Origin of the sequence: Pseudomonas avellanae BPIC 631 (assembly GCF_000444135.1) — a bacterium.
GTDB classification, from domain to species: Bacteria; Pseudomonadota; Gammaproteobacteria; order Pseudomonadales; family Pseudomonadaceae; genus Aquipseudomonas; species Aquipseudomonas avellanae.
In genome coordinates, this window is record NZ_ATDK01000577.1 from 1 (window position 1) to 11,664 (window position 11,664).

8 protein-coding genes are annotated in these 11,664 nt (G+C 60.7%); 3 read left to right on the forward strand and 5 right to left on the reverse strand.

What is annotated here, in order from left to right; genetic code table 11:
- Positions 1-703 precede the first annotated feature (703 nt).
- The 3 genes from DW49_RS0126970 to DW49_RS0126980 form a co-directional block, all read right to left on the reverse strand.
- A complete protein-coding gene (locus tag DW49_RS0126970; RefSeq protein ID WP_005613892.1) occupies positions 704-3,865 on the reverse strand; it encodes a CusA/CzcA family heavy metal efflux RND transporter in 3,162 nt (1,053 codons plus the stop codon).
- 24 nt (positions 3,866-3,889) lie between these two features.
- Positions 3,890-5,158 carry an efflux RND transporter periplasmic adaptor subunit gene (locus DW49_RS0126975; protein WP_005613894.1) on the reverse strand — a complete coding sequence of 423 codons (1,269 nt, stop codon included), beginning with the start codon at positions 5,156-5,158 and terminating at the stop codon, positions 3,890-3,892.
- 68 nt (positions 5,159-5,226) lie between these two features.
- Positions 5,227-6,453 carry a TolC family protein gene (locus DW49_RS0126980; RefSeq protein ID WP_005613895.1) on the reverse strand — a complete coding sequence of 409 codons (1,227 nt, stop codon included), beginning with the start codon at positions 6,451-6,453 and terminating at the stop codon, positions 5,227-5,229.
- Between the two features lie 253 nt (positions 6,454-6,706).
- Here DW49_RS0126980 and DW49_RS0126985 point away from each other — a divergent pair, with 253 nt between their 5' ends.
- From DW49_RS0126985 to DW49_RS0126995, 3 genes are all read left to right on the forward strand, one after another.
- Positions 6,707-7,381, forward strand: a complete 675-nt coding sequence (locus DW49_RS0126985) for a heavy metal response regulator transcription factor (RefSeq protein WP_003382360.1) — start codon at positions 6,707-6,709, stop codon at positions 7,379-7,381.
- The gene (locus tag DW49_RS0126990) at positions 7,378-8,769 is read left to right on the forward strand and encodes a heavy metal sensor histidine kinase (protein ID WP_005613897.1); all 1,392 of its coding nucleotides are present in this window, start codon (positions 7,378-7,380) and stop codon (positions 8,767-8,769) included. Before DW49_RS0126985 ends, DW49_RS0126990 begins: the two co-directional genes overlap by 4 nt.
- A gap of 114 nt (positions 8,770-8,883) precedes the next feature.
- Positions 8,884-9,285 (forward strand): MAPEG family protein, encoded by a 402-nt coding sequence (locus DW49_RS0126995; protein WP_003382364.1) that lies wholly within the window; start codon positions 8,884-8,886, stop codon positions 9,283-9,285.
- A gap of 53 nt (positions 9,286-9,338) precedes the next feature.
- Here DW49_RS0126995 and DW49_RS0127000 read toward each other — a convergent pair whose 3' ends face one another.
- Positions 9,339-9,749: a DUF1090 domain-containing protein gene (locus DW49_RS0127000; RefSeq protein ID WP_005613899.1), complete on the reverse strand. Its 411-nt coding sequence runs from the start codon at positions 9,747-9,749 to the stop codon at positions 9,339-9,341.
- Positions 9,750-9,790: 41 nt separating this feature from the next.
- Entirely contained in the window at positions 9,791-11,476 is a 1,686-nt protein-coding gene (ligB, locus tag DW49_RS0127005) for an NAD-dependent DNA ligase LigB (RefSeq protein ID WP_005613900.1), read from the reverse strand.
- Between the last annotated feature and the right edge of the window lie 188 nt (positions 11,477-11,664).

Genomic DNA, 11,664 nt, shown 5'->3' on the forward strand with positions numbered 1-11,664 from the left:
CATTCCAACACATTTGGCAACGGGTTGATAACTTGCTTCAAGGGTCGAAATATCACCGTTCAGTGCTGCAGCGTCTACTTGGGTTATTCGCCAGCATGTGTAATGCGTTTCTATAAATGGCGTAAGACATGGGCTACAGACGATACCGATTGCACCAACTCAGTTGACAGTCACACGCTTCTGCCCGGAGGGCATAGGAGTTTCAGGAGGTTACGACGGCTAGGATGGGCTGCGAAGCAGCCCCAAAACAGGCTACCCCGGTTGTGCCTGATGTACTGTATGCACCGGTTTTGCTGCCGGTTCCCGGCAGATCGCGAGCAAGCTTGCTCCCACGGCCAGCGGCCAGAATCCAAAGCAGAATTGTGTATAACCTCAGCGTTATGCATCAGTCTCAAGAAGCACATAGCGCGCGCTTCTGCCCGGAGGGCATAGGAGTTTCAGGAGGTTGCGAGTGCTACGATGGGCTGCGAAGCGGCCCCAAAACAGGCTACCCAGGTTGTGCCTGATGTACTGTATGCACCGGTTTTGCTGCCGGTGCCCGGCAGATCGCGAGCAAGCTTGCTCCCACGGTCTGCGGCCAGAATCAAAAGCAGAATTGTGTATAACGCTCAGCATGGGAGTGCTCAGCGTTATACATCAGTCTCAAGAAGCTCGTGGAGTCTGAACCGGAGTAATCGCGGTTTAATGTTTCCTTCCTGAAATACTATTTCAGTGCCTTGACCTCATCCTCTTCCTGCTCCTCCTCGCGCCGATGCGCCCACTGATACAACGCCGGCAACACCAGCAACGTCAGCGCCGTAGACGACAGAATCCCGCCAATCACCACCGTTGCCAGTGGCCGTTGCACTTCGGCGCCGGTCCCGGTGGCGAGGGCCATGGGGATGAAGCCCAGGGAGGCGACGAGGGCGGTCATCAGCACCGGGCGCAGGCGGGTGAGGGCGCCTTCGTTGATGGCGTCGTGCAACGAGCGGCCTTCTTCGCGCAGGCTGCGGATGAAAGAGATCATCACCAAACCGTTCAGCACGGCCACACCCGACAGGGCGATAAAGCCCACGCCTGCGGAGATCGAGAGGGGTATGTCGCGCAGCCACAGGGCCATGACGCCGCCGGTGAGGGCGAACGGTATGCCGGTGAACACCAGCAGGCCGTCCTTGAGGTTGTTGAACATCATGAACAACAGCGCGAGGACCAGCAGCAGTGCCACCGGCACGACGATTTGCAGGCGTTTGGCGGCCGATTGCAGTTGCTCGAACTGGCCGCCCCAGTTGGTCCAGTAGCCCGCCGGGATTTGCACGCCGCTGTCGATGGTGGTGCCCGCTTCTTCGACAAACGAGCCAAGGTCGCGACCGCGCACGTTGGCGCTGACGATCACCACGCGCTTGCCGTTCTCGCGGCTGATCTGGTTCGGGCCTAATACCAGATCAAGGCTGGCGACCTGGGACAGGGCGATGAAGCTGATCTGCTGGTTGCTCGCGCTCGCAGGCACCGGAATGAGCAGGCTGGACAGCCCGTTCACGTCGGTGCGCAGTTGCTCGGACAGGCGCACCACCATGTCGAAGCGCCGATCACCTTCATACAAGGTGCCCGCCTGACGACCGCCCAGCGCAATGGCGATGGCGTCCTGCACGTCGGCCACGTTGAGGCCGTAACGCGCTGCCTTGTCGCGGTCGATGTTGATGGTCAGTACCGGCAGGCCGGTGGTCTGTTCGACTTTGACTTCTGACGCGCCCGGCACTTTTTGCAGGGTGGCGGCGATTTTGGCGGCGGTCTGGTTGAGCACGTTCATGTCGTCGCCGAACACTTTCACCGCCACGTCACTGCGCACCCCCGAAACCAGCTCGTTGAAGCGCAGCTGAATCGGCTGCGACAGCTCGTAATTGCTGCCCGGCACGCTGGCGGCGGCTTTTTGCAGGTCGGCGATCAGCGTTTCGCGGGATTTGTCCGGGTCCGGCCATTCGCTTTGCGGCTTGAGCATCACGTAACTGTCGGAGATGTTGGGTGGCATAGGGTCGGCGGCGATCTCGGCGGTGCCGGTACGGGCGAAGACGCGCTGCACTTCCGGCACTTTTTCGATGATGGCTTTTTCCAGACGCTGCTGCATGTCCACCGACTGGCTCAGGCTGGTGCCGGGTACGCGCAGCGCCTGCAAGGCAAAGTCGCCTTCGCTGAGGCTTGGGATGAACTCGCTGCCCATGCGGCTGGCGGTGAAGCCGGACAGCACGATCAGCACGAAGGCCATGCCGAAGGCGATGGCGCGATGGCCCAGCACCCAGCTCAGGATCGGCGCATAGCGCTGGCGAGCGGTGCGCATCACCAAGCCTTCTTCTTCCTTGACCTTGCCGGTGACGAACATGGCGATGGCGGCTGGCACGAAGGTCACCGAGAGGATCATTGCGCCGAGCAGGGCGATGACCACGGTGAAGGCCATCGGGTGGAACATTTTGCCTTCCACGCCGGTAAGGGCAAAGATCGGCAGGTACACGACCATGATGATCAACTGGCCGAAAATCAGCGGCCGACGGGCTTCTCGGGCGGCGGCGAACACTTCGTGGAAGCGCTCGCTGCGGGTCAGCATGCGGCCGTATTTCTTCTGGGCATGTGCCAGCCTGCGGATGGCGTTTTCGACGATCACCACAGCGCCATCGACAATGATGCCGAAGTCCAGTGCGCCCAGGCTCATCAGGTTGGCGCTGACCTTGTTGGTGAACATGCCGGTGAAGGTGAAGAGCATGGCCAGTGGAATGACCATGGCGGTGATCAGCGCGGCGCGGATGTTGCCGAGGAACAGAAACAGAATCACGATGACCAGAATCGCGCCTTCGATCAGGTTCTTTTTCACCGTCGCGATGGCTTTTTCGACCAGGTTGGTGCGGTCATACACCGTGACCGCCTCGACGCCTTCGGGCAGTGTGCGGTTGATGTCGGCAAGCTTGGCCGCCACGGCCTGCGAGACGGTACGGCTGTTTTCACCGATCAGCATGAACACCGTGCCGAGCACCACTTCCCGGCCGTTTTCAGTCGCGGCGCCGGAGCGCATTTCCTTACCGATGCCGACCTCGGCCACGCTGCTGATCCTGATCGGCGTGCCCTGCACATTGGCGATGACGATGTTGGCGATGTCATCCACCGTGCCGAGCTGGCCCGGTGCGCGGATCAACAGTTGCTCGCCGCCGCGCTCGATGTAACCCGCGCCAACGTTGGCGTTGTTGCGCTCCAGCGCAGCCACCAGGTCGTTCAGCGTCAGCTTGTAGGCCGCGAGTTTTTTCGGGTCGGGGGCTATCTGGTATTGCTTGGCGAAACCGCCGATGGTGTTGATCTCGGCCACGCCCGGCACGTTGCGCAGTTGCGGCTTGATGATCCAGTCCTGGATCACCCGCAAATCTGTCGGCGTGTAAGGCGTGCCGTCTTCCTTCAGCGCGCCGTCGCGGGCTTCGACCGTCCATAGAAAAATCTCGCCGAGGCCGGTGGAAATCGGCCCCATCATGGCATCGACGCCTTCGGGCAACTGGTCCTTGGCAATCTGCAGGCGCTCGCCCACCAGTTGGCGCGCAAAGAACAGGTCCGTGCCGTCTTCGAAAATCACCGTGACCTGGGACAGGCCCGAGCGCGACAGCGAGCGGGTCTGTTGCAGGCCAGGCAGGCCGGCCATGTTGGTTTCGATGGCGAAGGTAACCCGCTGCTCGGTCTCCAGCGGTGAAAAGCCGGGCGCGGAGGTGTTGATCTGCACCTGAACGTTGGTGATGTCGGGGACGGCATCGATGGGCAGTTTCTGGTAACTGGCAATGCCCAGCCCAGCCATGAGCAACACAGCGAGCATCACGACGATGCGCTGTTCTATCGCGAATTGAATCAACCGTTCAAACATGGGGGTGCACTCGTGTGACGCAGATCAATGGGCGTGCTCGGCGGAGCCTTTGCCCAGCTCCGACTTGAGGATGAAGCTGCCAGCGGCGGCCACTTGCGTGCCGGCGGCCAGGCCTTTGACGATTTCCACATGACCGCCATCGCGGCGGCCGAGCGTCACCGGCGTCAGTTGAAACCCTTCAGCGTTGCGCACGAAAACCGACGGTTTTTCTTCAATCGACTGGATCGCGGAGTCGGGCACGCTGACCGCGACACTGGACTGCTCGGCAGCCACCTCGACCGACACGAACAGGCCGGGACGCCATGCGCCCTGCGGGTTGGCAAGGGTGACGCGCACGGCGGCGGCGCGGGTCTGTTCGCCCAGCAGGCTGCCGACGTAACCGATCTTGCCTTCGACCCGCGCATTCAGGTCCGGCGCGCTGACGATGACCGGGCGACCGACCACCACCTTGTCCAGATCCCTTGGCGCCACGCCGAAGGTCGCCCACACGCGGGACAGATCCGACAGGGTGAACGCATTGCTCGCTTCGTTAACCATTTCGCCGATGCCGAGGTGTTTCTCCACGACCATTGAGTCAAACGGCGCGATCAGCTCGTAGCGATTGCCTGCGGAGGGGCTGAGGCTGGCACCGATGGCGCTGATTTTCTGCCGGGCATTGGCGAGGTTGATGTCGGCTTCCTGAAAGTCCTGGCGCGCTTGCAGGTAATCCTGCTCGGCGGAGATCTTGTCTTCCCAGAGTTTCTTCTCGCGTTGCAGGGTCAGGCGCGCCAGTTCCTGACGTCGCTGTGCGGCATTCAGTTCGCTGCGTTGATCGGAGATCTGCTGGCTGGCGATCACCGCCAGTACCTGACCCTTTTTCACAGCCTGGCCCAGATCGACCTTGACCGACTCGACCACGCCGCTGACCCGAGGCACCACATGCGCGGTGCGGTCTTCATCGAAGCGGATTTCGCCGGGGAAGGTCACGGTGGTGCTCATTTGCCGAGGCTCGGCGGTGGCCAGTTCGATGCCGGCCGTCTTGATCTGCTCGGCGGTCAGTTCGATGTGTCCTTCTTCCTCTTCCTCATGGGGCTGTTCTGCGGCTGCGGTACTCGGCTTTTTTGGGTCGCCGGCGTGGTCTTCTTCGCCGTTGGCGTCCTCTGATTCATGGCCGTGGTCTTTCTCAGCAGGCTTTTTGCCCGAGGCGTCGGTTTCAGCGGCGAAGGGCAGCATCTGCTGGTTCACCGTCAGACTGCCCAGACCAATGATGACCACCACCGCCAGTGCGATGGCAATGCTTCGTTTGTTATTCATGAAGGCTCCCGGCGATCAGGTACGTGCAGCACCTTTGGATACGCTCGATGTAGGCGGAAAAAAGACAGTCAGGGGGTGAAGCTGAACCGGTTGAGATCACCGTGGATACGCTCGATGGCGACCCGCGCTTCGGTGGCCGTCGCCAGTGATTCCAGGTATTGGCTACGGGCCGAAATCAATGTGCGTTGCGCATCCAGCACTTCGAGGAAGCCGAACTTGCCCATCTCGAAACCACGGGTTGCGGTGTCAACGGCGCTTTGCGCGGCAGGCAGGATGACCTTGTTGAATGACTCGACTTCCTGCGCGGCGGTGCTCCACTGATCGAGGGCCGATTGCGTCTGGGTGCGCAGCTTGAGTTCGACGGCATTGCGCAGGTCACGGGACTGGTCGGCACGGCGTGAGGCGGCGAGCACATTGCCCTGATTGCGATCGAACAACGGCAGCGGCATCGACAGGCCTACAACGTTGACCCGCTCGCGCTCTTCGCGGCTGTACTGGCTGCCGACACTGACGGTCAGGTCCGGGATACGCTTGGCGCGTTCCGAGCCGAGTGCGGCTTCGCGCTGTTCGATCTGGGTCTGGGCCAGGCGCAGCTCGGCGGACTGATTGAGGGCGGTCATCATCCTTGCACTCGATGGCGATTTGCCCGGCGACAGGTCGGTGTAATCCAGGCGCTCGAAAGAGGCGGTCGGCGAGCCGGTGGCGCGTGCCAGTTCACGGTTGCTGTTAATTTTCAGGGTTTCGGCACGGCGTACCAGCAAGTCGGTTTCTGCCAGTTGCACCTGCGCGCGGGTGGCTTCAACCGGCGAGACCTTGCCCGCCCGCACACGCCCTTCGGCAACTTGCAGGCCGCGCTCGGCCAGTGCCCTGGATTGACGCGCCAGCTCCAGACCTGCCTGCGCCCGCGCGGCGGCATAAAACGCCTGAACCACGTCGGCGCGCAGTTCGTTGCCACGCTGTTCAAGCTCCAGTCGGGCAGCGTCCTGACCCTTGCCAGCCGCTGCGATACGCGCACCACGTTTGCCGCCCAGTTCCAGCGCCTGGCTGAGCATCACGGTGGTGGTGCTGGTGTCGCGGCGGGTGTCTTCCACTTCCCACGACAGCACCGGGTTGGGGATCAGCCCGGCCTGTTGGCGATCACCCTCTGCAACACCGATTTCCCACTGCGCGGCTGCAAGCTCCGGGTTGTGGGCAAAGGCCGCTTCCAGTGCCTGCGGCAGGCTGATGCCCTGGGCACTTGCCACACCGGGGGCAACAAGCGGTAACAGCAACAGGCAAAGTGCGCCGACTCTCATGCCGGGCACCTTGCAAAGCGGTCTGTACGTTGCACGCGTACATCGTTGCGCAGTCCCATGAATCACCCCTCAAAGCAGAAATTAACAACCAGGCACTTGGGCGCTGAAGTTGGCTGGGGTGACTTTATGCATTGGGAGTTATCAGAGGGATTGCCGGAAAATTACGATTCTGTTATCCAGCAAGATAAGCGTTTCTTTTCAGTACACTGCACGGCATCGTCATCATCCGTTCATCAAACAGGAAGCCTGACTTATGCGAATCCTTGTCGTCGAGGACGAGCCGAAAACTGCCGAGTACATGCATCAGGGGCTGACCGAGAGTGGCTATGTCGTCGATATCGCTGCCACCGGGCTCGATGGGCTCTACCTCGCGCAGCATCAGGCTTACGATGTGGTGATACTGGACGTGAACCTGCCGGAAATGGACGGCTGGGAAGTGCTGAGCCGCCTGAGAAAGACCGTCAATACGCGCATCATGATGGTCACGGCACGGGGGCGTCTGGAAGAAAAGGTCAAAGGCCTGGAAATGGGCGCAGACGACTATCTGGTCAAGCCGTTTGAATTTCCCGAGCTGCTGGCGCGGGTTCGCACCCTCATGCGCCGCAGCGAGCAGACCACCACCGCCAAAGTGTTGCAGGTCGGCGATCTGGAGCTCGATCAGGGTCGGCACCGGGCGTTCCGCGGCAAGCAGCGTATTGATCTGACCACCAAAGAGTTCGCGCTGCTGCACCTGTTGATGCGCCACAGCGGCGAGGTCATGTCGCGCACCCAGATCATCTCGCTGGTCTGGGACATGAACTTCGATTGCGACACCAACGTGGTGGAAGTGTCGATCCGCCGCTTGCGGGCGAAGATCGATGATCCGTTCGAGACCAAGCTGATTCACACCCTGCGCGGCGTGGGCTATGTGCTGGAAGTACGCGAATGACGCCGACCCGTCTCTCGACGCGCCTGGGGCTGACGGTTACTGCGCTGATTGCCTGCCTGGTGCTGGTGATGGAGATGCTGGCTTATATGGCTATTTCCCGGCAGCTCGATGTGCGTGCCGAAGACAGCCTCAACGAGAAGTTCGCGCAGATCGAACACAGTATGAGCGAGGGTTTTCTCGCCATAGAAGACATCGTTCAATACCCCCACACCCTGCGCGACCAGATTGTCGGCCACGACAGCTACTCGTTGACGGTGCTCGATTCGAGCAAGCCACGCCAACAATTGATGATGGTCGGTAACGAGGAAGGCCGGAACCTGCCTATCCCCGAGGACGACCACATACCCCAGGGGTTTCAGGAGTTGCAGTCGGTACACGGCCACAAGATTCTGATGGGTTATCGGGAAATACGCCTCAAGACCGGCCAGGACATTCTGGTCAGGCTGTCGATGGACCGGGAAAGCGACAGCACGCTGCTGCACGCTTATCTGAAATCGACATTCTTTATACTGCCGTTGATTCTGCTGCTGGTCGGCTTTGGCGTCTGGTGGGTGGTGCGTCGTGCCCTCAGGCCGTTGCGGGCGTTTCGTAAAGTGACCGCGCTGATCTCGGCCCGCGATCTGTCGCATCGCATGAAAATAAAAGGCTTGCCTGATGAGCTGCGCGACCTGGCCCATGCGGTCAATTTCATGCTGCACCGGCTGGACGGCGATGTGCAGCAACTGGCGCAGTTTTCCGACGACCTGGCGCACGAATTGCGCTCGCCGATGAACAACCTGATGGGCAAGGCGCAGGTCACGCTGTCCCGGCCGCGCCCTTCGGAAGAATACAAACAGGCGCTGGAGTCCTGCACCGAAGAACTGGAGCGCATGTCGCGCATGATCAGCCAGATGCTGTTTCTTGCCAGCGTGAGTCAGCCCGCTGCGCCGCTGCCGCTTGAGGTGACCGATCTGGGGGAAGAGGCAGAGAAGGTCGCCGAGCTGTTTTCATCGTCGGCCGAGGATCGTGACATCACCCTGCAGGTGCACGGGGCTGCGAAGGTGTCGGGCGACAAACTGATGATCCAGCGGGCGATTTCAAACCTGCTGTCCAATGCCATTCGCCATGGTCTGGCCGGCAGTGTCATTACCATCACCCTTGATACGCACGAGGATGAAGTCTCGCTGGCCGTGCGCAATGCGGGCGACGGTATCGACGCCGAGCACCTGCCGCGACTGTTCGACCGTTTTTACCGCGTGCACGTCAGTCGTGCCCGGCAGCAGGGCGGTACCGGGTTGGGGCTGGCCATCGTACGTTCCATCATGAGCCTGCATGAGGGGCAAGTGACGGTGCAGAGCGAGCCAGGACAGTTCACCACCTTCAACCTGATTTTCCCGAGACGGGTCTAAGTGTGCGGTTATAGGTCGCACGTCGAGAACCTTTCGCTGAGCTATGGTTCATAAGGTTGTAACCGGGTGTGCCCGGCATGCTTCAATCGAAGCTGAACTTATAAGGATGGACGTATGACAGTTGCTTTCTGGTGCGTGCTGGTCGCGATATTGCTGCCGATTATCTGTGCCGGTATCGCCAAGTTCGGCAGCGGCAAATTTGGCAGCGGACACAACCATGATCCGCGTGCCTTTCTCGACAAGCTGGAGGGTTTTCCGCGACGCGCGCACGCCGCGCAACTCAACAGTTTTGAAGTGACCCCTGCCTTTGCTGCCGCGGTGATCATTGCGCACATCGCGGGCAATGCGCAGTTGGTCACCATTGACGTGCTGGCGGTGCTGTTTATCACCAGCCGTCTGCTCTACATCATTTTCTATCTGGCAGACCTTGCGGCATTGCGTTCGGTGGTCTGGCTGGCCGGCATGGGCCTGATTATTGCGCTGTTCGGGGTGTCGGCTTTCCCGGCGGTGTCCTGACAGACGCTGCGGCGCTTTCGGTCAGCCGAAGCGCCGCGTCCTGGCAACCTTGATCAATCGTCTGGCTGGACTTTTTCGAGGTCAGTCTGGGCTTCCTGCAGTTCCTTGCGCGACTCGGCCAGCTTGTCTTTGCGCTTGTTGATCTTCTCCGGATCACCCTTGTCCATGGCCTTGTTCAGCTCGGTCTGACGACGGCTGACCTCACGTTTGGCGTCCAGCACCTTTTGTTCGCGCTGTTTGAGCAATGAGGTTTCCGTGCAGTTGGCGTTGACCTCGGTGAGCGCCTTTTCCAGCCCGCTTTGCTCGGCCTTGTTGCCCTCGGTTTTGGCATCCTGAATCTTGCTGCTGATTTGCTGACTTTTGATCAGGCACTCGGAAGGTGGCGGTGCCTGTTCGGCGGCCAGCAAGCTGGTTGCCAGCAGGGTGCAACTGGTGAAAAGGATCAGCGGTGACAAAAACTGCATATGAACTCCGTTTGAATACGGACAAAAAAAATGAACGTCCGCTACTTAAAACCTGAAATGCCCTGAGCCTGCAATTGCTGGCTTAGTGCCTGTACGTGTGGGTCCTGAAAAAATGCCCTGAGTTTTGCCGCGCGCCCTGGACCAATGCCCGGCTCTGCCTGCCATTGCGCGACACTGCGTTCGGCCAGGTCGTGCCAGTTGTCAGGCAGCTTTGCATTCCCGGCAGGCGGCAGGCCAATGGCCTTGAGCCATGTCTGGAAGGGCCTTTCACGGGCTGTTTGCAGGCTGTCGAGCAGTTTAGCGCTGCTGCGCTCGGCGAGGCCGGGAATGTTAGCAAGCTCAGCATGATTCAGCGTCATCCAATCGAGCAAGCCGCTAATGTGGCCACTTTCAATGAGCTTGTCCCAGGTCCCCGGACCCACGCCGGGCAAGGCTAAACCCTTCTTGCCGCTGAGCCACACCAGCCTGGCGCGGAACTGACTTTCGCAGCCGGGTGCGGCTTGCCAGCAGCTCAAGTCATGATAGTCACTGGCGTGCGGGACGCTCATTTCAGCCCGCTCGGTTGCGCGAGAGACCACGCCATCGAGCCGAGGGATGGTCAACCCGGCCAGGCTCACGGCGATATGGTCGCCCGGCCTTATGTCGAGTTTTTCCCAGCGTGGTAGCGAGCCTGCGCTGATACGGCTGACGTTGCGATCATCGAGGCGTACCGGCGTCAGTTCCAGCACCGGGGTAATTTTGCCGCTGCGGCCGATGTTGAAATGCACCTTGCGCACCTCCGCCAGCGCTTGGGCATAGGGATGTTTCCAGGCAGCAATCCAGTATGGCGCGCTGGCCTGCCAACGCTGCGCCGGTGGTCGTTGACCCTGGCGCATGATCACGCCATCTGTGGCGAACGGCAGAGGGTTGCGATACCAGTGCTCGCGCCAATCTGCTGCCTGAGCGTGGCTTTCCAGCGGGTGCGTGTACGCAACACTGTCGTTAAAACCCAGGGTTTGCAGGCCGGCGAGTCGCTGAACCATATCGGCAGGCCCGTCTGGCCAGTCCCAGACGAACAGGCCGATGGCGTCGGCCTGTTGCGGGCTTATGCTCTGCCTGGCCAGCATACCCGCCACCTTGCTGCGCGCGTTGACGCTGCCGGCCGCCGCCTGCACGTGGTCGGTCAGTCGCCAATAGAGTTCGCCCTGCAGTGTCAGCGAGTCGGGCTGGGGTAACTGCTGAGGGATCGCTTTGATCAGTTGTGCCTGTGGGGTCCAGTCCTGGCCTTTTGTCCCGTCACCGCGACTGATCGCCTGCACCAGCCTGCCCTCGTCGTAGACCAGCGTGACCGCCACGCCATCGACTTTGGGCTGAATCCACAGATCGGTTCTGCCTTTGAGCCAGGCTTTGACGTCTTTCTCGTCCGCGAGCTTGTTCACACCTGTGTGCGGGACGGGGTGTGCCAGCGGGCCGGTCGCGGTTTTTAGCGGATTGGCCTGAGGTGTAGACACTGCAAAGCACGAACGCCAGTCGTTCAGCTTTTGCCGGGATTGGTCATAAAGCTCGTCGGGGATTTGCGAGAGTCCTTGCCGGTGGTAGCTGTCGTCCCAGCTGGCTATTTGCTGTTGCAAGGCAGTGATTTCACTATTTGCTGTGGCGGCAGACCACTCAGGGCACTGGCTGGCATGGCTGAGCGTGGTGAACAGAGTCAGAAAGGCGCAGGTCATCAGGCGTAAGGCAGGCAACATCGAAGCATCCTTGCTTTAGGGATAGGCTCGATGAGGCTAGTTGCTGGTGTGGTTTATCGCCGAGAGGTCTGGTTACCGGGTTTTACCGAAGCCCGGTGCCGCATGTTTGATGAGAGGACGCAGAGCGTCCAGAACGGCATGCGACGCGGAGCGTCACACGATAGTGAGGTTGTTGTTCCGCGCGCTCC

What these genes read in the sequence shown, in the direction of transcription:
- DW49_RS0126970 (WP_005613892.1), bottom strand. Translation starts at nt 3,865, where the DNA reads ATGTTTGAACGGTTGATTCAATTCGCGATAGAACAGCGCATCGTCGTG.
- DW49_RS0126975 (WP_005613894.1), bottom strand. Translation starts at nt 5,158, where the DNA reads ATGAATAACAAACGAAGCATTGCCATCGCACTGGCGGTGGTGGTCATC.
- DW49_RS0126980 (WP_005613895.1), bottom strand. Translation starts at nt 6,453, where the DNA reads ATGAGAGTCGGCGCACTTTGCCTGTTGCTGTTACCGCTTGTTGCCCCC.
- DW49_RS0126985 (WP_003382360.1), top strand. Translation starts at nt 6,707, where the DNA reads ATGCGAATCCTTGTCGTCGAGGACGAGCCGAAAACTGCCGAGTACATG.
- DW49_RS0126990 (WP_005613897.1), top strand. Translation starts at nt 7,378, where the DNA reads ATGACGCCGACCCGTCTCTCGACGCGCCTGGGGCTGACGGTTACTGCG.
- DW49_RS0126995 (WP_003382364.1), top strand. Translation starts at nt 8,884, where the DNA reads ATGACAGTTGCTTTCTGGTGCGTGCTGGTCGCGATATTGCTGCCGATT.
- DW49_RS0127000 (WP_005613899.1), bottom strand. Translation starts at nt 9,749, where the DNA reads ATGCAGTTTTTGTCACCGCTGATCCTTTTCACCAGTTGCACCCTGCTG.
- ligB (WP_005613900.1), bottom strand. Translation starts at nt 11,476, where the DNA reads ATGTTGCCTGCCTTACGCCTGATGACCTGCGCCTTTCTGACTCTGTTC.